The organism is Amycolatopsis sp. NPDC004079 (genome assembly GCF_040610415.1).
Taxonomy (GTDB): domain Bacteria; phylum Actinomycetota; class Actinomycetes; order Mycobacteriales; family Pseudonocardiaceae; genus Amycolatopsis; species Amycolatopsis halotolerans.
On the sequence record NZ_JBEXMH010000006.1, the window covers coordinates 167010 to 186274 of the forward strand.

Consider the following 19265-nt stretch of genomic DNA (forward strand, 5'->3'; position numbering starts at 1 on the left):
CCCCTAGGGTTTTGGTCTCATCCCCCGGTGAGAGCGGTCCCCTTCATGTCTGGTTCCGAAGCGCACGGCGTTCCTTCGCGCGCGGGTTTGCTGTCCAAACGGACGCTGGTGATCGCGTCGCACGCGGTCGAGCAGGCCGCGCTGGCCGAGCAGGTCGGCGAGCAGGTCGTGGTTTTCGCGCTGTTCCAACGGCTTCCGTACTTCGAACGCGAACGGGAGGTCTACGCCAAGATCGCGGGCCGGGCGGCGGTGACGGTCGTCGGGATGGTGGATTCCGGGCGTCCGGACCTGCCGCACGGGGTGATTCCGGTGCTCCTGCACCCCGAGGAGAGCCTCGCGCGCGAATGGTCCGTCGCGGTGCTTTCGCCGACCTTCGGGGCCTCGGTGATCGCGGAGGATCTCGACGAGATCGATCCGCACGCGCAGTCGATCGAGGGAGCGCGCCGGTTCCGCGGCCGGTGGGGCTGGCGGCGCGACGAGGCCTACGCCGAGATCGTCCGCCTGCGCGACGCGTTCGGAGACCGCCTGCCGCCGACCGCGCGGCGCAAAGTCGCCGATCTGCTCGACCAGGTGGTGGAACCGGCGAACTCCGCGGTGGAAAGCCGGACCGAGGCGACCGTGCGGCACCTGTGCGCCCGGCTCGAGAAACGCCGGCCCGCCGCGCGCGAACCGGCGGTCGACCCGAGCACGGGCCTGGCCAGCCTGTCCGCGCTCGACGGATGGCTCGGCGAGGCCACCGACACGGTGTCGTTCGGCCTCCTCTTGCTCGCCGTCGACGACCTGACCTGGGTGGAACGCCGCTATGGCAGCCGCGTCCGCATGCACACCGAGCAGAACATCGCGGACCTGATCCGCGAAGACCTGCGGCCGCTGGACCGAGCGGTCCGGCTCAGCGAGAACGAGTTCCTCACCATCCTCCCGGCCGCCGCCGAGGAGGACCTGGCCGCGCGCAGCCGCCTCTTCGCACAACGGCTCGGCGCGCTGTACACCACCTATCCCTTCGTGGACCTGCACCCCAAAACGACGACCATGCTGACCCGGAGCCGTCCCCTGCCGCTGGGCGCACTGCGCGCCCAGCTCAGCCGCGTCACCCCGGCGCCGCCGTGGCCGCCCAGCACCGGGTCGCTGCCGCTGCCCGCGAAGCCGCTCGCGGGCAGCCGGATGAGTTCGGCCTGGTTCACCTGAGCCAGTCCCGCACCAGCGATCTCCCGGCAGCGAAGCCGAGGCCAGGAATGGGATCACCGCGGCCGGGGACACTGTGCTCACCGGAGGCCGTGAATGCGTCCCGCTCGCGGCACGGACGGCGGGGGCCTTCTCCCAGCGCACTTGGCCCGCCGTGGTGTACCGCCTGACCGGCATGGGCACCATCCAGCAGGCACTCGGCTGCGGGGTCACCGTCTACGGCACCGCGGGCGCCGTCAACGGGGCATGGATCTGCTCAATGGAGACCCGCGACGGCAAGCACCTCTTCACCGGCAACATGAGCGGCGACTGGGTCAACCCCTCACCGCGTTCGCGAAGGTCCTCGAAGGCAAGTTCTGCCCCGCTGGAGCCCAGTGGCCCCAGACTGGACAACCCGTCGACAGATCCCGCACCGGGGTCGGCCGACAGCAGCAGCGCAGAAGCGCGACAGATTGTCGCGCTGCGATTGGCAAGGTCGCGGTCGTGGTCGCGGCGGGAACGGCCGATGCCGGGAATCTCGAACTTGCTGCCGCCGACGGCGATCATTCCGCAATCGGGCCAGATCTCGAGTGAGGCGGACAGCATCGAGCCGACGGCGGACTGTCCTCTGCGCGGTGCCCAGACATCGCGGTGAGCGCCAGATGCGGCGGCGTGAGGCGGAACTCAACTTTCCGTCCTGGTGCGGTGCACGGCCTCGGCGATCCGCAGGAGGACCGCGAAAACCCGCTGTCGTCGCGCGCCGCCCCGGCACGGAAACCCGCCCTTGCGTTCCCATGCCCGGCAAGGACGATCATCCCCGCACGCACAGGCTCGGCGGTGGCGAGGTCTTCGCTGCCTTGGCGCGACGAATCGGCGCACCGGAGCCGAGCGGCGACGCGCTCCGCAGGCACCGGCGCCGCAGGCCTTGCCGAGACCGTGATCGCGGCCCGCCCGACGGGATCCTTCCGGTGCGCGATTCCGCCTGCCCTGCATGCTCTTGGCACGGCGCTCAAACCGAACGGTCTCGTGTGGCGCCGGAACGTCACCGCAATCGCGGCCATTCATCCGGCGACGGGCGGCGTCGCCGACCTGCGCTTCGCGCGCTCGCCGACGGAATTTCCCTTTTGTTTAGCGCTTAATCCTTTTCTTCCCTGCTACGAAAATAGCATCCCAGGACACTTTTCGACGAAGCGCCCATTCGGTCGCATTGCCGAGTGGTGCATGGCGGCAGTTTGGCTCTGCAGGCGGATTAGAAGCTGACCGTCCGATCCTATTCGCCGACGGTTCTAATTCCAGGGGATCGCATCCGTGCGCAACCGGTGCCGAAGAGACGCGACAGGGTTCCACTGAGAACGGGGGGATCGAGATGCATTTCAGCGCACAGGTCGCGCAATGCGACGGCTCCGCATGCACCGCCCCGCCTTCCTGCGAACCCTCACCACAGCCGTAGACCGGACCCGACGCCACAAAAACAGGCACGACGAGGTCCTGATGCGCGGCAGTCGGCACCGGGCCGCGCGATCAGCCGGGCTTTCCGGAGAAACCGTAGATATCAGCCATGAGAGCAGGTCAGCCCGCCGAGAATCGACTTCGACGAGAGAGCGTCCGCTGACTGGTGCCGTTGTGCGAAGCGTTCTCAGTCGATGGCTGCGGCCGGGTGCGAGGGTTTCTGATCCGGAAGGCTCGGATGACGGGCTCGAACGCGGCTGGGCCAGAGACGTGTTGATCAGCGTCGACTGTCTGATGCGGTTGGTGGGCTTGTGCCAGAGGCGCACTGTGGACCAGAGGTTGGAGGTCGACGAGGGGGTGTCATTCGCAGGCGACGACGGCACGCTGCTGTTGTTTCCGCAGGCGGCGCCGGGGGCCTTGCGCTTCGGCCGTGAAGGCTCGGTGCTGCCGTTGCGGGCGATCACCGACCGCAACGGCACCACATCGAGTTCGTCCGCGACGATGTCTCGGCGCTGAAGGAGATCCGCACTGCGGCGGCTACCGCATCCGGGTCGGGTCCGCCGACGGGCTGATCACCGCGCTGTACCTGCGCGGGGACGATGCCCTACCTGCCACTGATGCGGTAAGGCTTCCGGCACGGCCAACTCGCCGAGTTCTCCCTGCCTTCGACGCAGATGCATCCCTTGACGTGCACGCGGTGAGGGGCTGGCGTCAGGTGTCCGTGCCGACGCGTTCGAAGGCCAGCGTGGGCAGGTCGACCGCGTGCGCACCGCCGTCGGCGACCAGTACCGCGCCGGTGATATACGACGATTCCGGCGAGCCGAGGAACCGGACGACGGAGGCGATCTCGTCCGGTTCGGCCGGGCGTCGGAGCGGGACCTCGGCGGTCGCCTGGCGGTAGCCCTCGTCGCGCCCGCCGGCGAACCCCGCCGCCTCGGCGAACCGCTCCATCGCGCCGTCGGCCATCGGGGTGCGGACCCAGCCGGGGCAGACCGCGTTCGCGCGGACACCGCGGGGCCCGTAGTCCCGGGCGATCGACCGGGCGAGGCCGATCAGCGCGTGTTTCGCGACGGTGTACCCCGCGACGTCGGGCCCCGCGAACAGACCGGCCAACGAGGACACGATCACCACCTGTCCCCCGGCTCCCTCCAGCGCGGGAAGCGCGGCCCGGCAGAACACGAACGCGCTCGTGAGGTTCGAGCGCAGCGCCAGATCCCACTCCTCGTCGTCGGTGTCGGTCACCGACGACAGCCCGTGCCCGCCGGCGTTCGCGACCACGACGTCCAGTCGTCCGAACCGGCCGAGGATCTCCGCGACCGCGTTCTCCGCGTCCGAGGCCACGCTGGCATCGCATGCGATGACGTGCGCGCCGGTTTCCTCCGCCACCGTCTCCAGCGGTTCGCGCCGCCGTCCGAGGACCACCACGTTCGCGCCCTCGGCCGCGTAGCGGCGGGCCACCGCCGCGCCAATGCCGGTACCGCCGCCGGTGACCGCGACGACCCTGCTCTCTGTACTCACCCGGAGTCCTTTCCCTTGTTCTGAGCTGACTGCGTCCATGCCGGAGCCACGTCGAGGAGTCGCGGTCATGCGGACAGGCCCAGCCATTCCCCGGCAGCCAGCACGTGTGCGCGGCATCCGGCGCGGCCCTGGAACTCGTGTTCCGGGCCGGTGACCTCGATGCGGCCGGCGATCTTGCCTGGCTGCATCGCGTCCTAGCGCATCGGGCACCGTGTACCGGACGTCGAGGATCTCCGCCGCCGCGGCAGCCTGCCTCGGGTCCCGTGCGACGGCAGGAACGCCACGTCGAACGGGCTGAACCGGCGCGCGATGAGCCGCCCGCAGCCGCGGAACATCGTGTCGCCGCCGTGGAAAACCGCCGCCCGTCGGCCCGCACCGCCCAGTTCGGCCGCGAATCGCCCAACCCGTCGACAACGGGGACCGCAGTGACCCGGAACGGCACGAAGTCGCGAGCAGACCAGGCGTCCACGACCTCGGCTGCCTGCCGTCGCACCCTCATCCCGCACTCCTTGGCCCCCGGTGGACGCCGCCGACTTTAGCGTACGGCCGTTCACTAAACAATAGCGAACGGCCGTGCGCTATCCCGTCGCAGGTCGCCACGGCGGTCAGCGGTCGAAGCGCCGGACACCAGGGGCCGAGTCCTCGGCCCGCTCGCCGAGGAGCCGGGGGTGAGCAAGTCCGGAGTACACAAGCACTCCGACGCCAAGGAGACGCTGCAGATCTCCACAGTGGACAAAGCGTTCGCGGACTTCTGGCACCGGGTAGCCGAGCCCGCACCGGCCGAGCCGCCAGGCCCGCGGCGTGCGACAACTCCGTGGACTACCTGGAAACGCCCTTGCTGCCCGGCGGCTGTCTGATGACCGCGGCGCTCACCGAATACGACGGCCGTTCTGGCCGGGTCCGCGACGCGGTGGCCGAGGCGTGGTCGCGCCGGCGGGAACAATTGCGGGCAGGCCTGTCCGCGGCAGTGGCTGCCTGGCGGATCCGCCAGGCAGTCGAGCCAGCCGCCAGGCCTTGGGCCGTCTGGCCATTGCCGACCACCGCTTGCTACTGGCCGGAATGCGCGCTGCGGGTGTCCGGCAGAAACTCGGTCAGCGAAGGGGCGTCGGCCGAGCCCGGGTCGGCCGTGAACACCACCGCCCTCAGGTCGCCGTCGGGAATGTGGACGGTGTCGCAGTCCAGTGCGATCTGCCCCAGCTCCTCATGCTGCAGCAGCATCCGGCTGTCGTGCTGCCCGGCGGTGGGCGTGCTCGCCCAGAGCTCGGCGAACACGGTGCTGGCGCGCTGGAGGTCGGCGGTCAAAGACGCCAGGTCTTCGTCCGCGGGGTAGCGGGCCGAGGCCGCGTGCAGCTCGGCCACCAGCAGGCGCCGGAAGCGCGCGTCGTCGCCCGGCGACCGCAGCACCTTGCCGCCCTGGCCGACGAACACCCGCCAGGGGAGGTTGCCCTCGCGCGGGTGGAGCGAGGGCGCGCCGCAGGCCAGCACTTCCCAAGCCCGGTTCCAGCCGACGACCGTCCACGTGGCGTCGAGCACGCACACCGGCGTGCTCTCTATCCGGTCCACGAGCCGGCGCGCGCCGTCACTGAGCTGCCGCGGCACCCGCCCTTCCACCGGCGCGTAACCGGCCAGCGTGCACAGGTGCTCGTACTCCGCCCTGCTCACCCGGAGTGCCCGGGCCAAGGCGTTCAACACGCCGGGCGAGGGATGCCGACGACCCTGCTCCATGCGTTTCAGGTGATCCGTCGACACGCCGGCCAATTCGGCGAGCTCTTCCCGGCGCAGGCCGCCCGTGCGCCTGCGACCGTGACCGACGACGCCCACCTGTTCGGGTCGGGTGCGTTCGCGTCGCTCCCGCAACACCGTTCCCAAAGTGCTCGCGTCCGGCATGACCGAAGAATATCAGCGGCATCCGCCAGGAGGGGACATCCTGGCCCCTGCTGCGGCGGCCGAAACCCGGAAGAATGATCGTCAGGAGGGCGGGGACAGCGCACGCGAATCCGTGTTGACACGCGCCCCTTTCTCGATGTTTCACCGATCGTTTTCTCGATGAAGGAATTTTCATGACTGATGTCAACCGCCTCGCCGACCGGGTCGCTGTCGCCGAGACCGTGGCCCGTTTCGCTTGGTCACAGGATCTCAAGGACTGGGAGGGTCTGCGTGCGATCCTCGCCGACACCGTCACGATGGACGTCTCCGAGCACTTGGGCGCGCCGTCGCAAGAATTGAGTGCCGATGATTTCGTGGCCACCAGCCGGGCGGTGCTGGAAGGGTTCCAGAGTACTCACCATTCGACCTCCAACGTCATCGTCGAGCTTGAGGGCGACCACGCTGCCTACCGGAGTTTCGTGGTGGCCTACCACCACGTTCCCGCCGACGAGGTCGACTGGCTCGTCGTGCGCGCTTTCTGGCACATCGACCTGCGGCGGGTCGATAATGAATGGCGGCTGAGGCGCATCCGCGTCGTGCGGAAAGCCCCATTCGCGGGCAACCTCGAGCTTTACGCGATCGCCAAGGCGTCCGCGGACAAGGCGGTCGAGAAGTGAGTTCATCGACCGACGAAGTGCGCGCCGTTCCGTTTCGAATGGCCGCGGCGATGTCCGATCGCGACGTCGAAAAGCTGGTGGCCAACTACACCGACGACTTCGACTGCGTGATACCGGTGCATCCTGATCGCTCCTTCCGCGGCGCCGACCAGGTTCGCGCGAATTACACGAAGATCTTCGCCCGGTATTCACACGGCCTGGACGCCCGGGTCGTCGACTCCGTGGTGGACGGTGACCAGGTGTGGACGGAGTGGGAGATGATCGGCACGCGGGCCGACGGGGTCGTCGAGACCATCCGCGGCACAGTCATCATCCGGGTCGAGGACGGCCGCGCCGGAGCGGTCCGCTTCTACCTCGATCCGGTCGACGCCCCGGACGCACCGGCACAGCCGAACATCCTCGGCTGAGATCCGGCTCGGCAGATCGCGCGCGGAAACCTGGTCGTGCGTCTCGCCTGAGGGAGGGCGCGGGGCCGGAAGCGGCGGACAAACCCGGCTCCCGCGCGGCGGCGCGCGAACTGGAACCCTTATTCGCATTGACCCCTAGGAGCAGATTTTCATGCACCTCACCGTTCTCGCCGCGTCCGGCCCGACCGGACTCTCCCTCACCCGGCAGGCACTCGAACGCGGCCACATCGTCAGGGCCATCGCCCGCGATCCGGACCGGATCACCGTTCCGGACGCCCCGGGGCTGACCAAGATCGTCGCGGACGTGTTCCACGCTGACGAGATCGACTCGGCGCTCGAAGGCAGTGAACTGGTGCTGTCCGGACTGGGTGTGCCCAAGGGGACGAAGCCGGGCGTGCTGACCGCGGGCGCCCGGTCGGCGGTGGCGTCAGGCGCCCGCGTCATTTGGCTGGGTGCTTACGGCACGGGCCCCTCGGCCGCGGCGGCAAGCGCGCTCAACCGGCTGGTCCTCAAAGGACTCGGAGCGGAGGTCGCCGACAAGATCGAGTCGGACGCCGTGGTCACCGAAGCAGGCGGGACGGTTTTCCACGCCGGACCCCTGTCGAACAAACCGATCAGCCCGGACCGGCGCACCGTCGGGCTCGATGCGTCCCCCAAGAGCATCTTCCGCATCATGGTGAGCCGGGACACTGTTGCCGCCGCGATGCTCGACGAAGCGGAGAACCCGCGGTTCCCCGGCCGGATCGCTGTCCCGCTCATGCGCTGACATGAAGGCCCCATGGGCGGCTCGCCGCGGGATTCGCAGACCCAAGGTGGCGGGGCGGTCACCCGGGGAGGCTGTCCCCGTCGGCGACGAGGTCGCCCCCCTCATCCAACTGCCGTCGCAGTACTAGGGCGTGTGTGACAGAGCGTGGATCCATGCTGTCGGATCGCGCGGGACGAGTACGCCTTGTCGCCGCGTACCGCATCCGGTCTCGTGCGCGGTCGCCTGACGTTACGGCGTGATCAGCGTGACCAGCGGCAGCCGATCCCGTGATCAGGCGGCTCGAACGTCGGATTCGCTCGCCCGGGATCCGGCCCGTGGCTTCGGATCAGGTCCGCTTGCGGCTCGCGATCTTGTCAGAGAGCTGCCGCACGTGGGCGGGGTCCGCGTCCCGGGCAAGGGAGACGTAGTGGTCCTTCACGGCCGGTCGGTAGCGCACGGGCAACGTCTGCCCTGGGGCGAGGCGGGCGAGCTCGGTGATCGTGAGGCCTGCGTCCGCGATACCGCGGAACGAGATCCCGTCGGCGGTCTCCACGTCGAACATCAGGACCACGCGCGGATTGCTGTTGACCTCCCGCCAGTCGACGAGAACGCCGAGCGATTCCCGGCTCAGATCGGGCCTGAGCCGCGCCATCAGATCGTCCAGAATTGTCGAGCTTCTTCTTCCGACCGAACATCCTGGCCCCTCCCTCACACCAGTGCCGCAATCCCGGCCCGGTGAAATCGCCGTCCGCGGTCGCGGACCGGCTCGGCCAGGGACCGAACAAACTGCGCCAACGTCGTCGCGCCGACTCGGATCCGCGCGGTGACAGCAAAGATCGGCCTGATGCCCTCTCCGGGCGACAGATGACGGTTGGCATCGAAACAGGCGAGAGTTAGGACACGGCACCGACTTCCCGCGTTCCGTCGAACGCTGACTAGCGGTTGCGACCGAGAACCTCCGCCCATGCCGATGAGCGGACATCACACGGACAAGCGGAGCGGGACGCACGCAGGCTCGGCGGCGGGGTTCGGCTTACCCCCGCAGGACGTAGGCCTGGTCGGTCGCGTAGATCGCGGCCAGGTTGTCCGCGGTGATGCCGCGACCGGCGAAGCGGGCGATCGCTGTCAGGCCCTTCGCGTTGCGGTGCCGGAAGTCGTCGAAGTCCAGGTCCTCACAGTGCGGCGCGCCGGGGTCATGACCCGGATGGCCCGCGTACAACAACCGCCCGCGCTCGGCGAGGGCGAGTTGGAAGTTGGCGTTGACGTTCCAGTACAGGCTCGCGGCCTTTCCGTTGCGGGACAGCGCGGTCAGCCTGTCACGGTCGGAGCCTTGGAAGCCGTTCTCCTCGACGGCCAGCACCACGTCGTCCACCTCGAGCACGGCCAGCAGCGGCACATACCCTGGGTAGCTGAGCCGTTCCCACGCGGGCCGCTCGACGATCGACGTGATCGACACCGGTGCGGCTGGGTCGCCGCCGAGGGTGCTGACCACCTCCTCCGGCGTGAGACCGCGCACGACGGTGATCGTGGCGGCTTCGCCGAGTGAGCTTTTCTCGATCCACCGGTGCTCGGCGTCGGGTGCGATCACCAGAGGGGGTTCAGGTTCGCCACGCAGCCGATGACCGAGCCGATCCGTCTTCTTGTGCACGACGTCGGGTGCGGCCGGCGCCTGCCACATGACCAGGTGATAAGAGTCCTCGGCATCGTCGCGGCCGGTCGCCTGCACGCGGACTCGATAGTCGCCCGGCCACGGCGGCGTTTCCCAACACCGGCGGCCGTATCCGGATGCGTTCCCGGACAAGACCGCACCGCCCTCCGACGCGGTCCAACTGATCTCGACGACCTCGTCCCAGCCGGTGAGGTCGAGTTCCTCGGGCGGTCCGGTCAGCACGTGCATCGATATCGGCACGTGGCCGTCGGCCACGCCCGTCCGGATCACCACGCCGTCTTCCACGGCGGCGACCAGGCCGTTGCCGGAGAAATCGGCGTTCGCGGGAACCGAACCTTCGGTGATCCAGAACCGGTGGTCCGTGACCGCGGCCGACGTCGAGGAAGACTGCGGCAGCAGGTATTCAGCGCGCCGCTTGGCCAGCACGGCCGCCGCGTAACCACGCGGCTTGGGCACCGTCGGCAACACGATCGCCGCAGCACCCAGCGCCACACCGACGATCGCGGGCGTTGCACCGGCCACCGCAGTGCCCAACGAGCGCAGCACCGCGGTCGACACGATCACGGCCAGAGCGAAATGCGCGGCACCGTGCTGCGCGGCGATCTCCGCTTCATCACCGGCCGCATCCGGCACAGCCGCCTTGTCCCGCAACGCTTCGAACAGCTCCACCACGCGGTCAGCCGCACCGGGGTGTACCTGTTCGACAATGGCCACAGCCTGCTTCGCGGCGCACTGCTCATCGCCCATCCACACTGTGACGTACCGCGTGACGGTCGACTGAGCCAGTCCGGACACAAGATCGTGCGGGATGTCCACGGCCAACCGGTCGACAGTCAGTTCCAGCGCACCCAGCAGCCGTTCAGAAAGCACGTCGCCGACCTCGTCCAGCGCCGCTTGGACCCTCGTCCCGTGCCGCGAATACCCCTTCGGCTCCCACCGGCCTAGACGACCAGCGGGCTCTTTGGGCACGCGCGCGACGATGTCCGGCAGCACAGCCGACACGACCGGCTCGAAATTCTCGATCCCCATCACACGATAATGCCAGCGCGTCGAACCCGTCCCCCCGCGTCGCCTTCCGGTTGCGACATCGGCAAGCGGTGCTCGACGGCTCGACGCGGGGACCTGCCGCGCGACTGATATTGCTCGTCAGCAGATGGCCGATCACCGTCGTCCCTTGAAGTGAGACGAGGACCCGGTCAGCCGCGAGGCAGAAGCCGAGCTTCTCCCAAGAGTCTTCGGCCAGCTCGAACAACGGCCTCAGTTTCTTCTGCGGACAGGGATGGACTTCCACTCGCACGACAGCATTCATGCATCGTGGTCCTGCCGGGCGGCTGACTGGTGCGGCGAGGGCGCGCCGGGCTGGGACGAACCGATCGCCGCGGGCTGCGTCATCTGCGTGGACTGAGCTGCGCGGTGCCCACTAGGGAGCGGCCAGAGCCGCTTCAGCGCTGCACGGAAGCTCCATCCGCTGATCCCGGGCGCTGAGCGACCACACCCGCACCCCGCCGCCGGCCCGGCGGCCCATCATGCAGTCCGTGTCCTCGACGCCCGTCCGGGCGAACAGGGCCACGCCGACGTCGGATCCCCGAACCTGGACGAAGACCTCCGGCGGGATCCCGGTCAGGCGGGTCTCGGGATCCACCGGAGGCGCGGGCATCCCGGAGGCCAGCGCCGCACGGACCTCCTGCGGACTGGCCGTGGCCGGCAGGCGCCCCAGGACGGCCTCGAGCGCCGGGGCGAATCCGGGCGGGATGTCCCGCCTCGGCAACGGCGGCGGGGTGATCGCGGCGGCATTCGCCGGGCAGGTGATCCGCGATGGTCCCGACGACGTCCCGTAGTAGTCGAACTCGACGCGGTAGCAGGCGTCGAAGGTACCCGAGCCGAGGTTCCAGCCCGTGTCCGACCTCTCGTGGTGGATCCGCCAGACCAGCCGGGCCATCGGATCCCGGGGGCCGTCGTGCGGCAGATCCGTGGCCTCCAGGACGCCGAAGCCGTTGCTGCGCCCCAGCGGCGTGGCAAGCGCGGCACGGGCGAACCCGGCGGCGTCCGCCTGGCGCGGATAGGCAATCGCGTCGGCGAGCGTGTCCGACTGCCGGTCCGTCTCGGCGTCGCCCGCGGCCGAGGGTACGAGCCAGAAGGCCCCGACCAAGGCCACGCAGCCGAGCAGCACAATACCGTGCGAAACCTTCACAGCGCCCAGGCTATCGGCGCACGATCGCCGGTGCCTGAGTAGTTTTCCCCGTTTCCGGAAGCGGCTACGGCAATACCTGGTCCCCGAGTCGGAGGCTTCGTGGAGTGTCCGGTCGAACCTGGGCAAGCACGCTGGCAGCCTGAGCGCCGCGAACCGCACTCGCATGTCTCTCGGAGCCAAGGTTTTCGATTCGCGCACGGCTGATCCGCCTACATCGCCGAACGAGTCACCGATCCTCACAGCCAACCCGAACAGAGGAATATCTGATTTGGCTCACGATTACGGCATCTGGCTAGGAGCGCGAAGCTGATCAACGGTTTCATTGATCATCTGGTGCTGACGTGCGCACTAATTCTGGCGGCAGCTCGGTAGCCGTGCGCCCCCTATCCGGACGCGCCTGATGGTCGCATCTCAGCCGACGCGGGCGAGATCTCCGGACATCGGCGCCGCGCCGCCCCCGCGCGTGAACCGGACCGAGTCGACGCCCAGCCACTGCACCTCGGCGGTGAACTGCCCCCCGCAATGGCCCGTAATCCACCTCCGGTCGAGGGACAGCGTCAACGTCGTGCCAGTGACCGTGCCGGACACGTCGGACGTGCAGCCGCTCGCTTTGCTGACAAACTGTCCGGCCACTTGTCGCGGACCGGCGGACCGCAAATCCAGTTCGACTTGGCTGGACCCGTAGCCAGGGCCGGAGAGCACCCCCTGCCACTGCCCCTGGAAGCCGCTCGTCGCGACACCGCCGGTGTCCGCCGGCTGGTTCGATGAATGACTCGAACTGGTCCACGCCACCGTCACGATCGCGCAGGCGACCGTCGTGATTCCTGCGGTCAACCAGTAGAACCGCACCGGATGTCTGTGTGGGAGTTCGACGATGTCAGAGTGCTTTTCCGCAGGCGCCGCGCCCTGGCTCTGTGCCATACCCTCGCTCCGTCGTCATCGAAGACCAGGCCCTTCCGTCCTTCGGGCGATCAGTTGCGAGTATAGACGTGATCACTCAGAGTGTCCGGCGTTCTCGTCAACCCCCGGCGCCCGCATCCCCGAGGAGCCCGATGTCGTGGCCGCCCAGCCTCGTCAGTACCTCGAACCGGTCTCCATGCCCGGCACCTGCACCAGCCACCGCAAAGCCGGCTTCATCGATCAGTCGCACGCACGCGATTCCGTGTTTCTGCGCGTATTGCAAAGCGCTGAGCAGAGGGGCGCTTCGAGCTGTCACTACGGCTATGCCAGGGAAGTGCCGCGAGACGCTCGCACCTCAGCGAGCCACCAACCGAGTAACGCCCTATTCGCATCCATGGTTTGGGACGAACACCTTTGACCCCAAGGAGCCACCACGCTTCGAAGGATCCGGAGAAGACCAGCCACTCGCCGGGCACGCGGGCCGGGCACGCTCTTCGACCAGCTGATCGAAGGGGTCAGCGGGCAAGCCACGGAGCGAGCAGCTTCTCCAGATCAGCATCCGACAACGCCCGCGGACCACCGTGGAACTCGTGCCAGCGCGACGCGTCTCGGGCAGCCGTGTAGTCGACCTCGAACGCCCGCATCAGCACGTACATGAACGTCACCGAACTGAACCGCTCACCCAGCAGCGTCCGCGCCTCGCGAGCCACCTCGGTCGCGCCACGACCCACCACATCGGCGAGCCGCAGCTCCTCCGCAGCCGGTTCCAGCAGGCTGGGGGCATACATCACGACAGACACTCCATCATCGAAACCAACAACTCAACCTTCGGCGGCGAGCTGTCCGCAGGCCGCCGCGATGTCCTGCCCACGCGTGTCGCGCACCGTGCACGCCACCCCGCCAGCGTTCACCAGCCGCACGAACTCCCGCTCCACCGGCTTCGGCGACGCGTCCCACTTCGAACCCGGCGTCGGGTTCAACGGGATCACGTTCACATGCACCAACTGACCCAAGTGCTTCCGCAACCGCTTCGCCAACAACTCCGCCCGCCACGGCTGATCATTGATATCGCGAATCAACGCATACTCGATCGAGACGCGACGGCCGGAAGTGTCCGCGTAATACCGGGCAGCAGACAGCACCTCGTCCACCGACCACCGGTTGTTCACCGGCACCAACGTGTCCCGCAGCTCGTCGTCCGGAGTGTGCAGCGACACCGCCAGCCGCACCTGCATCTTCTCGTCCGCCAACTTCCGAATCGCCGGAGCCAAACCCACCGTCGACACCGTCACCGAACGCTGACCGATGCCGAGACCACCCGGCGCGGGGTCGGTGATCCGACGCACCGCAGCCACCACGCGCTTGTAGTTCGCCAGCGGCTCACCCATGCCCATGAAGACGATGTTCGACAGCCGTCCCGGACCACCGGGCATCGAGCCGTCTCGCATGACCGCTGCGGCGTCGCGGACCTGGTCCACGATCTCCGCCGTCGAGAGGTTGCGGTCCAGGCCGCCCTGGCCGGTCGCGCAGAACGGGCACGCCATGCCGCAGCCGGCCTGGCTCGAGATGCACAGCGTCGCGCGGTCGGGGTAGCGCATGAGCACGCTCTCCAGCAGCGTCCCGTCGTGCGCGCGCCACAGGGTCTTGCGGGTCGCGCCGCCGTCCGCGGCCAGTGCGCGCACCTCGGTGAGCAGCGGCGGCATCAGGTCGGCCACGAGCTTGTCGCGCGAGGCGGCCGGGATGTCGGTCATCTCCGCCGGGTCGACGGTGAGCCGCGAAAAATAGTGGTTCGACAACTGCTTGGCGCGGAACGCCTTCTCCCCCAGTTCGACCACGGCCTCGGCTCGCTCGGCCACCGTGAGGTCGGCGAGATGGCGCGGCGGCAGGCCGCGCTTGGGCGCGTCGAAAACAAGAGGGAGGGCAGTCATGACCGATCAAGTGTCTCATACGCGTGAAACCCGCGCTCCTCCCCCTCGCCGCGCGACGGGCGAAGCGGGTCAGCGTCGGGCGCCGGCGCGGTACGGCGACCGACGAACGACGGCGCCGGATCAACGGAAAAACACCCTACGAAGGTCGGATTGCCGAATGCTTTCCGAGATGAATTCCCCTATAATCGACGGCAGCCGCCTTTCGCGGGGCGCAAACAAAATCCACCGGCGTAGAAATACCCGCGGCCAATCGGCGGCGGAATACCGCCGTTAGTCGGTAGTCGCCGCGTTCCTCGCGCGCGTACCGTTCTGTGCGTCTCACCCTTCCCCACCGGTCCGGTAATTCCCCGGCCCGGCCGGTCTTCCCCTTTGGAGGATCCCGTGAAAGTGCCTTCTTCGATTCTGCGCGGAATCGCGGTGGCCGCGACCGTCGCCTCGGCCGCGCTCGCCGTTCCCGCCGCGGCGGACGCGGGCGAAACGAACATCTCGATGCAGGCCCAGCAGAAAGACCAGTGGTGCTGGGACGCCAGCGGCAACACGATCGCCTCGTTCTGGGGCTATTCCCTGACCCAGACCCGGTTCTGCCAGATCGCGCACGACGAGTCCGGCAGCGACTGCGCCAACAACCAGGGCTACCTCAGCGACCAGCAGAGAGTTTTCAGCTACCTCGGGTTCCGCAACGTCGGCTCCTACAATTCCAACGGCTACCGGCTCTCCTTCTCCGGCATCAAGAACCAGATCGACGCCGGGCAGCCGATCGGCACCCGGATCGGCTGGACCTCCGGCGGCGGCCACATGCACGTCCTCTACGGCTATGACGACTCGAACGGCAGCAACATCGTCGAATACGGCGATCCGTGGCCGTCGAACAACCGCTACAACTCGATGAACTACAGCTCCTACGTGTCCAACAACCAATTCGACTGGACCCACACCGTCTACGGAATGGTGGGCTGAGACGATGCTGCGAACCATCCTCCGCACCACAGTCCTTTCCGGAGCCGTCGCCGCCGCCGTCTTCGCCGCGAACCCCGCGTTCGCCGCGGAGTCGCCGACCGGCCCGTCCCCTTCGGACACCGCCTCGATCTCCGGGCTGCTCGCCAGCCCCGGCACCGCCGCCCGCCTCGCGCACACCAAGTTCCCCGGCGCGGCGCCGGCGGCAGCGCACGCCAGCCGTGCCGCCGCCGATGCCCAGACCCAGATCCCGGTCTACGAACCGACCGCGGCCTTCATCAACGGCGAGTCCGACGTCCCCGCCGCGCTCGCCTACGTCGCGTCTCCGGCCCGCCTCGCCGACGGCCGGGAAGCGACCGTCTGGGCACAGCCGAGCAAGGCAGGCTGGCAGGTCATCAACGTCGCCTCCGGCAACGACGAGCAGGCCCACGCGGCTGTCGCGCACGGCGGCTACCTGCTGCACGAACCGCAGGTCAACGCCTGGTACTCGGTCAACGGCGACACCGTGACCGTCCTCGACGGCGCCGTCTCCGGCGTCCCGGCGGGCACCCGGGTCACCCTGGCGGCCTACCGGGCCGAGCTGCAGAAACGCTACGGCGACAAGCTGCCCGGCTCGACCTACGACAAGACCGGCGCGGGCGGCGGCTACGCCGTTCCCGCCCCGAACACCGGCTCGGACGGCAGCCCGGCCATCGCGCTCGCCATCGGCGGGGCGGCCGTGGCAGCCGCGGGCGGCGCGTTCTTCCTGCGCCGCCGTTCCCAACACGGCAAGTGATCACCCCGGCAGGGGCGCGGCCGTCGCGCCCCTGCCGCGATCAGTCGCCATCGAGAGCCGCGGCATTGATCTGAAACGCAGCCCCAGCAGCGAAAACCCTGGCGGTCCTGCCCAAGCCCTAAGCTTGCGTCACCGCCGCCGGAAGCTCGACCGGCTGCCGCAACGCGTCCAGCACCGCGTTCACCGCCGCCCGGCGCGGCGAACCTCGGCGGGTGACCGCGACGATCGTGCGCGTCACCGGCGTCGCCAGCGGTTTCGTCGCGACCCGGTACCGCGGATCCACCGCCAGCCCGGGCAGCAGCGCGATCGACAGCCCGGCCTCGACGTGCTGCAGCGTCATCAGGTAATTGCTGAACCGGCACACCACGCGCGGCTCGAACCCCGATTCGCGACACAGCCGCAGCGTCAGGTTCGCCATGTAGGACGGGGGAATGTCGAGCGCCCACGGTTCGCCCGCGTAGTCCGCGAGCACCGCGGGACCGGTCGGCTCCGGCCGGTCGAGCGCGGTGACCAGGACGATCGGGTCGGTCGCCAGCCGGATGATCTCCAGGTCGGGACCGAGCGGCAGGTCGGCGAAATCGGTGGTGGTGATGACGACGTCGCTGTCCCCGGCCCGGAGCGCGGGCACGCTCTCGTGCGGTTCCCGTTCCGCCACTTCGGTTTCCAGCCGCGGATAGGTCTGCGCGAGCCGGGTCGCGGCGGGCACGGCGAAGGTGTGGATCGCGCTCTGGAACGCGCCGATCCGCACCAGCCCGGCCGGTTCGTCGCCGCGCAGTTCGGCCTCGACCGCGTCGAGGTGGTCGAGGATCGCGCGCGCCTGCCGGGCCAGTTTCTCCCCGGCAGGCGTCAGCCGGACGCGACGTCCGGTGCGTTCCAGCAGCCGGGTGCGGGTCTCGGTCTCGAGCAACGCGAGCTGATGCGACACCGTGGAGGCGCTGAGGTTCACGTCCTGCGCGACCGCGCGAACTGTGCCGAGCACGGCAAGGCGACTCAGGAGCCGCAGCCGCCACGGGTTCAACATGGCCCCATCGTTGTTCGATGCCATCGCACAGGCAAGCGCAAACTGTGAGATGGACGCGGCGCTCGACCCGGCTCTACCGTCGAAGCCATGGCCACCGACACCTTCTGGTCCGACGTCGACCGGCACCTCGTCCGCTACGCCGGCCCCGGCTCGTTCACCGGCGAGATCATCGACCGCGCCGAGGGCAGCTTCGTCTTCACCGAGGACGGACGGCGGATCCTCGACTTCACGTCCGGGCAGATGAGCGCGATCCTCGGGCACGCGCATCCGGAGATCGTCGAGACCGTCCGGAAGCAGGCCGCGAAGCTCGACCACCTGTTCAGCGGGATGCTGAGCCGTCCGGTGGTCGACCTCGCGCGGCGGCTCGCCGAGACGTTGCCGGACCCGCTGGAGAAGGCGCTGCTGCTCACCACCGGCGCCGAGTCCAACGAGGCCGCGCTGCGGATGGCCAAGCTGGTGACCGGCAAGCACGAGATCGTCTCGTTCGCCCGGTCCTGGCACGGGATGACGCAGGCCGCGGCGAGCGCGACCTACAGCGCGGGCCGGAAGGGCTACGGCCCCGGCGCACCCGGCAACTTCGCCATCCCGGTGCCCGGCGCGGACTGGGAGCACCAGCTGGACATGGCGTTCGAACTGATCGACGCGCAGTCGGTCGGCAGTCTCGCCGCGTGCCTGGTGGAGCCGATCCTCAGCTCCGGCGGCATCCTCGTGCCACCGCCCGGGTATTTCCAGGCACTGCAACGGAAATGCCGGGAACGCGGCATGCTGCTGATCCTCGACGAAGCACAGACGGGCTTGTGCCGCACCGGAACCTGGTACGCCTTCGAGCACGACGGCGTCGTCCCGGACATCCTCACGGTGTCCAAAACGCTCGGTGCCGGACTGCCGCTCGCCGCCGTGCTGACGAGCGCGGAAATCGAGCAGGAAGCCCACGAACGCGGGTATTTGTTCTTCACCACGCACGTCTCGGACCCGCTTCCCGCCGCGGTCGGCAACACGGTGCTGGACGTCCTGATCCGCGACCGCCTCGACGAACGCGCCCGCCGTCTCGGCGACCGGCTGCGCACCGGCCTGGACGAAATCGCGGCGCGGCACGAGTCGGTCGGCGAGATCCGCGGCCGGGGATTGCTCGCCGGACTGGAACTGAGCGGCGGCGGCCCGGACGCGGACAAGCTCGGCGCCCGCGTGACGCAGCGATGCCTCGAACTCGGGCTGCACATGAACATCGTGCAGCTGCCCGGGATGGGCGGGGTGTTCCGGATCGCGCCGCCGCTGACCGCCTCCGACAGCGAGATCGACCTCGGACTGTCGATTCTGGACGAAGCGATCGGGGACGTCTCGTAGCTCAGCGCGGAATGCGGCCCGCGATGGCGGTCGCCGCCTTCTTCGCGATGTCGCAGGTGTCCGAGCCCTTGTCCTTCACGGCGACGGTCACCAGCTCGTTGGTCGTCACGGCGAGGAGGACGGCGCAGCTTTTCTGCCAAGACTCGCGGGTGTCCACGGTGCCCGCCTTGTACCCGGCGATGTCGGAGATCGGCTTGACCATCGAGCCCTCGAACTGGACGGCATAGCCGTCGGCATCGACCTCCGCGATGGTGACGGAGTAGTCGCTGCCCTCGCACCGGCGGCCGTCGGCCTTGGGCGCGGTGCTGCTGTCCTGGCTGAGTTCGGGCACGTCAGCGGGCTTGAGCAGGCTGCACGGATCGGTGTTCGCGAGCGGGGTGCCAGTCTTGCCGTCCGGTGCGGCGCTGCTTTCAGCGGTCACGACGTTCTTGTCTCCTGCCTCGGTGCTGCTGCCGCAGGCCGCCAGCCCCAGCACACCGGCCAGTACCGCAGCCGTCGTCGTCACCATACGTCGCATCGCATCCCCCACGGGTTCGGTCTGAGCCGGGACAGTACTGAAGAACCTTCTTCGCGGCACCTTGGACGACCGTGCCCGGCGTCCGGTTCCCCCTACTCGTCCCGGTTCAGGGGTGGGTCCCGCCGATCGCCGCGATTAGCGTG

Annotated in this window: 21 protein-coding genes; 9 read left to right on the top strand and 12 right to left on the bottom strand. The window is 68.9% G+C overall.

Annotated features, from left to right (window positions below):
• Positions 1-45 precede the first annotated feature (45 nt).
• Complete coding sequence (locus ABZX37_RS08970; protein WP_354737508.1) at positions 46-1185, top strand: DICT sensory domain-containing protein; 1140 nt, start codon at positions 46-48, stop codon at positions 1183-1185.
• A 213-nt stretch (positions 1186-1398) separates the two neighbouring features.
• Here ABZX37_RS08970 and ABZX37_RS08975 read toward each other — a convergent pair whose 3' ends face one another.
• Positions 1399-1728, bottom strand: a complete 330-nt coding sequence (locus ABZX37_RS08975) for a hypothetical protein (protein ID WP_354737510.1) — start codon at positions 1726-1728, stop codon at positions 1399-1401.
• 1221 nt (positions 1729-2949) lie between these two features.
• Here ABZX37_RS08975 and ABZX37_RS08980 point away from each other — a divergent pair.
• The gene (locus ABZX37_RS08980) at positions 2950-3126 is read left to right on the top strand and encodes a hypothetical protein (protein WP_354737512.1); all 177 of its coding nucleotides are present in this window, start codon (positions 2950-2952) and stop codon (positions 3124-3126) included.
• A 195-nt stretch (positions 3127-3321) separates the two neighbouring features.
• On the opposite strand, the gene ABZX37_RS08985 is transcribed toward ABZX37_RS08980, so the two are convergent.
• The gene (locus ABZX37_RS08985) at positions 3322-4128 is read right to left on the bottom strand and encodes an SDR family oxidoreductase (protein WP_354737514.1); all 807 of its coding nucleotides are present in this window, start codon (positions 4126-4128) and stop codon (positions 3322-3324) included.
• Between the two features lie 65 nt (positions 4129-4193).
• Positions 4194-4316, bottom strand: coding sequence for a hypothetical protein (locus ABZX37_RS08990; RefSeq protein WP_354737516.1), 123 nt, complete (start codon positions 4314-4316; stop codon positions 4194-4196).
• A 480-nt stretch (positions 4317-4796) separates the two neighbouring features.
• Here ABZX37_RS08990 and ABZX37_RS08995 point away from each other — a divergent pair, with 480 nt between their 5' ends.
• Positions 4797-4985, top strand: coding sequence for a hypothetical protein (locus tag ABZX37_RS08995; RefSeq protein ID WP_354737518.1), 189 nt, complete (start codon positions 4797-4799; stop codon positions 4983-4985).
• Positions 4986-5175: 190 nt separating this feature from the next.
• On the opposite strand, the gene ABZX37_RS09000 is transcribed toward ABZX37_RS08995, so the two are convergent.
• Complete coding sequence (locus ABZX37_RS09000) at positions 5176-6015, bottom strand: helix-turn-helix domain-containing protein (protein WP_354737520.1); 840 nt, start codon at positions 6013-6015, stop codon at positions 5176-5178.
• 173 nt (positions 6016-6188) lie between these two features.
• On the opposite strand from ABZX37_RS09000, the gene ABZX37_RS09005 reads away from it, so the two are divergent.
• The 3 genes from ABZX37_RS09005 to ABZX37_RS09015 all read left to right on the top strand — a co-directional run bounded on the left by ABZX37_RS09005 (position 6189) and on the right by ABZX37_RS09015 (position 7844).
• The gene (locus tag ABZX37_RS09005; RefSeq protein ID WP_354737522.1) at positions 6189-6671 is read left to right on the top strand and encodes a nuclear transport factor 2 family protein; all 483 of its coding nucleotides are present in this window, start codon (positions 6189-6191) and stop codon (positions 6669-6671) included.
• Positions 6668-7078 (top strand): nuclear transport factor 2 family protein, encoded by a 411-nt coding sequence (locus ABZX37_RS09010; protein WP_354737523.1) that lies wholly within the window; start codon positions 6668-6670, stop codon positions 7076-7078. Before ABZX37_RS09005 ends, ABZX37_RS09010 begins: the two co-directional genes overlap by 4 nt.
• A 151-nt stretch (positions 7079-7229) precedes the next feature.
• Positions 7230-7844, top strand: coding sequence for an NAD(P)H-binding protein (locus ABZX37_RS09015; protein WP_354737525.1), 615 nt, complete (start codon positions 7230-7232; stop codon positions 7842-7844).
• A gap of 325 nt (positions 7845-8169) precedes the next feature.
• Here ABZX37_RS09015 and ABZX37_RS09020 read toward each other — a convergent pair whose 3' ends face one another.
• From ABZX37_RS09020 to rlmN, 6 genes are all read right to left on the bottom strand, one after another.
• On the bottom strand, positions 8170-8475 hold the full coding sequence (locus ABZX37_RS09020) for a hypothetical protein (protein ID WP_354737527.1): 306 nt from the start codon (positions 8473-8475) through the stop codon (positions 8170-8172).
• Between the two features lie 381 nt (positions 8476-8856).
• Positions 8857-10521, bottom strand: coding sequence for a DUF6461 domain-containing protein (locus tag ABZX37_RS09025; protein ID WP_354737529.1), 1665 nt, complete (start codon positions 10519-10521; stop codon positions 8857-8859).
• Between the two features lie 391 nt (positions 10522-10912).
• Positions 10913-11683, bottom strand: coding sequence for a hypothetical protein (locus ABZX37_RS09030; protein WP_354737531.1), 771 nt, complete (start codon positions 11681-11683; stop codon positions 10913-10915).
• A gap of 411 nt (positions 11684-12094) precedes the next feature.
• Positions 12095-12532, bottom strand: coding sequence for a hypothetical protein (locus ABZX37_RS09035; protein WP_354737533.1), 438 nt, complete (start codon positions 12530-12532; stop codon positions 12095-12097).
• Between the two features lie 566 nt (positions 12533-13098).
• On the bottom strand, positions 13099-13371 hold the full coding sequence (locus ABZX37_RS09040) for a hypothetical protein (protein ID WP_134733184.1): 273 nt from the start codon (positions 13369-13371) through the stop codon (positions 13099-13101).
• A gap of 33 nt (positions 13372-13404) precedes the next feature.
• Complete coding sequence (gene rlmN / locus ABZX37_RS09045) at positions 13405-14511, bottom strand: 23S rRNA (adenine(2503)-C(2))-methyltransferase RlmN (RefSeq protein WP_116200044.1); 1107 nt, start codon at positions 14509-14511, stop codon at positions 13405-13407.
• A gap of 381 nt (positions 14512-14892) precedes the next feature.
• On the opposite strand from rlmN, the gene ABZX37_RS09050 reads away from it, so the two are divergent.
• The gene (locus tag ABZX37_RS09050) at positions 14893-15468 is read left to right on the top strand and encodes a papain-like cysteine protease family protein (protein ID WP_354737536.1); all 576 of its coding nucleotides are present in this window, start codon (positions 14893-14895) and stop codon (positions 15466-15468) included.
• A gap of 4 nt (positions 15469-15472) precedes the next feature.
• A complete protein-coding gene (locus tag ABZX37_RS09055; RefSeq protein ID WP_354737538.1) occupies positions 15473-16240 on the top strand; it encodes an LPXTG cell wall anchor domain-containing protein in 768 nt (255 codons plus the stop codon).
• A 118-nt stretch (positions 16241-16358) separates the two neighbouring features.
• Here the strand turns inward: ABZX37_RS09055 and ABZX37_RS09060 are convergent, their stop codons facing one another.
• Positions 16359-17261, bottom strand: a complete 903-nt coding sequence (locus ABZX37_RS09060) for a LysR family transcriptional regulator (RefSeq protein ID WP_354737540.1) — start codon at positions 17259-17261, stop codon at positions 16359-16361.
• An 87-nt stretch (positions 17262-17348) separates the two neighbouring features.
• On the opposite strand from ABZX37_RS09060, the gene ABZX37_RS09065 reads away from it, so the two are divergent.
• Positions 17349-18605 carry an aspartate aminotransferase family protein gene (locus tag ABZX37_RS09065; RefSeq protein ID WP_354737542.1) on the top strand — a complete coding sequence of 419 codons (1257 nt, stop codon included), beginning with the start codon at positions 17349-17351 and terminating at the stop codon, positions 18603-18605.
• 1 nt (position 18606) lies between these two features.
• Here ABZX37_RS09065 and ABZX37_RS09070 read toward each other — a convergent pair whose 3' ends face one another.
• A complete protein-coding gene (locus tag ABZX37_RS09070; protein ID WP_354737544.1) occupies positions 18607-19122 on the bottom strand; it encodes a DUF3558 family protein in 516 nt (171 codons plus the stop codon).
• Positions 19123-19265: the final 143 nt, after the last annotated feature.

What these genes read in the sequence shown, in the direction of transcription:
- ABZX37_RS08970 (WP_354737508.1), top strand. Translation starts at nt 46, where the DNA reads ATGTCTGGTTCCGAAGCGCACGGCGTTCCTTCGCGCGCGGGTTTGCTG.
- ABZX37_RS08975 (WP_354737510.1), bottom strand. Translation starts at nt 1,728, where the DNA reads ATGATCGCCGTCGGCGGCAGCAAGTTCGAGATTCCCGGCATCGGCCGT.
- ABZX37_RS08990 (WP_354737516.1), bottom strand. Translation starts at nt 4,316, where the DNA reads ATGCAGCCAGGCAAGATCGCCGGCCGCATCGAGGTCACCGGCCCGGAA.
- ABZX37_RS09000 (WP_354737520.1), bottom strand. Translation starts at nt 6,015, where the DNA reads ATGCCGGACGCGAGCACTTTGGGAACGGTGTTGCGGGAGCGACGCGAA.
- ABZX37_RS09005 (WP_354737522.1), top strand. Translation starts at nt 6,189, where the DNA reads ATGACTGATGTCAACCGCCTCGCCGACCGGGTCGCTGTCGCCGAGACC.
- ABZX37_RS09015 (WP_354737525.1), top strand. Translation starts at nt 7,230, where the DNA reads ATGCACCTCACCGTTCTCGCCGCGTCCGGCCCGACCGGACTCTCCCTC.
- ABZX37_RS09020 (WP_354737527.1), bottom strand. Translation starts at nt 8,475, where the DNA reads ATGGCGCGGCTCAGGCCCGATCTGAGCCGGGAATCGCTCGGCGTTCTC.
- ABZX37_RS09025 (WP_354737529.1), bottom strand. Translation starts at nt 10,521, where the DNA reads ATGGGGATCGAGAATTTCGAGCCGGTCGTGTCGGCTGTGCTGCCGGAC.
- ABZX37_RS09040 (WP_134733184.1), bottom strand. Translation starts at nt 13,371, where the DNA reads ATGTATGCCCCCAGCCTGCTGGAACCGGCTGCGGAGGAGCTGCGGCTC.
- rlmN (WP_116200044.1), bottom strand. Translation starts at nt 14,511, where the DNA reads ATGACTGCCCTCCCTCTTGTTTTCGACGCGCCCAAGCGCGGCCTGCCG.
- ABZX37_RS09055 (WP_354737538.1), top strand. Translation starts at nt 15,473, where the DNA reads ATGCTGCGAACCATCCTCCGCACCACAGTCCTTTCCGGAGCCGTCGCC.
- ABZX37_RS09060 (WP_354737540.1), bottom strand. Translation starts at nt 17,261, where the DNA reads ATGTTGAACCCGTGGCGGCTGCGGCTCCTGAGTCGCCTTGCCGTGCTC.
- ABZX37_RS09065 (WP_354737542.1), top strand. Translation starts at nt 17,349, where the DNA reads ATGGCCACCGACACCTTCTGGTCCGACGTCGACCGGCACCTCGTCCGC.
- ABZX37_RS09070 (WP_354737544.1), bottom strand. Translation starts at nt 19,122, where the DNA reads ATGCGACGTATGGTGACGACGACGGCTGCGGTACTGGCCGGTGTGCTG.